Annotated in this window: 3 protein-coding genes; all 3 read right to left on the bottom strand. The window is 59.5% G+C overall.

The window, feature by feature from the left end; all coding sequences use genetic code 11:
• A partial coding sequence (locus tag ACFC3F_RS15065; RefSeq protein ID WP_376131539.1) for a hypothetical protein occupies positions 1 to 181 on the bottom strand: 181 nt, incomplete at its 3' end.
• Positions 182 to 204: 23 nt separating this feature from the next.
• Entirely contained in the window at positions 205 to 459 is a 255-nt protein-coding gene (locus tag ACFC3F_RS15060; protein ID WP_049699167.1) for a hypothetical protein, read from the bottom strand.
• Between the two features lie 161 nt (positions 460 to 620).
• Positions 621 to 1,088, bottom strand: a 468-nt coding sequence (locus ACFC3F_RS15055) for a hypothetical protein (RefSeq protein WP_376131536.1), incomplete at its 5' end; no start/stop codon positions are given.

The following is a 1,088-nucleotide window of genomic DNA, read 5'->3' as shown; positions in this document are numbered from 1 at the left end:
CTGCCAAGTCACGCAGCGGGTTCTGTATCGCGCTGAGAGAAGGCAATCCCAGGTCAGCTGCGAGATCGCTCGGATTTATCACGTCCTCGGACTGCGCGATCCATGACATGACTGCTAATCGGTGGATTTGCCCGAGGACAATCTTCGATAGCCGCTCCATTGGGTTACTAGGCATGGCCATTGAAGCATGTTACGTGAAACGAGTTACACGAAACATGTAATCTGGTCTGCATGGAGATGCTGGCAGAGGCCGACCGCATCGGCAACCTTGATGCGCTGGTCTTGGCTGCCGTTGTTGCACTGGATAAGGCGCGTGGCGTCGACCGCACCTACACCGTTCTTCCCCGTCATGGGTGGGCGATGTCCGTATTCGCCGAACAGTTGATCGCTGGGTTTGGCCAGTCCGCCGAAGGGCAGTGCTTGGGCGTCCTGTCCGATCCGCAACGCGGAGTCGTCCAACCGCGTGTCACCGCCTCATTCGAACGACTGAGCGCTGCTGGATATCTAATCCCTGTGGGGGTTGGTGAATGCGCGGGCTGGAGTCTGTCGACCCGGTGGCGATCCGAGGCCCACAACATGGGCCGAGCAGTCGGGCACGCCATAATCCTTCAGCAAAGCGCTCAGCGAACGGTCGCGATCCTTGACGCTTGGTCGAAGACCTTCCGGACGGGACGGCCGCCGAGATCTGGCACATCGACATCCTCGGCAGCCCTGCGCCAACCGCGCCCGGCGTGAGTAAGAATGCTCATCCGGTAATCGCCAGATCGCACCATATGCCGCGCTTCGACACGGACTTTGCGCTGCTCGTACAGGAATGGTGCTTCCCAACAGCCTATGTCGGTCTGTTCCCAGTCAATCGCCGTGACATGCGCTAATGCCTCGTCCATCTCCTGCGCTGACTGGTATCGCTGACCGGGGTCTCGGTGGGTCGCCTTTGCATATACGCGCCGCATGGAACTCGAGGCCCAGAGTGGCAGGGCCTGATCTGAAATCGTGAGCGGTGTTCGACCGGCACTTATTCGCTTGATGATCAACGAGATTGGATACTCGGCGAATGGAAAATGGCCGCCGAGGAGCTCCCTCAGCAC

Source organism: Microbacterium sp. NPDC055910, assembly GCF_042271185.1.
In the GTDB taxonomy this organism is placed as follows: domain Bacteria; phylum Actinomycetota; class Actinomycetes; order Actinomycetales; family Microbacteriaceae; genus Microbacterium.
This window is presented reverse-complemented; position numbering and strand designations above follow the sequence as displayed.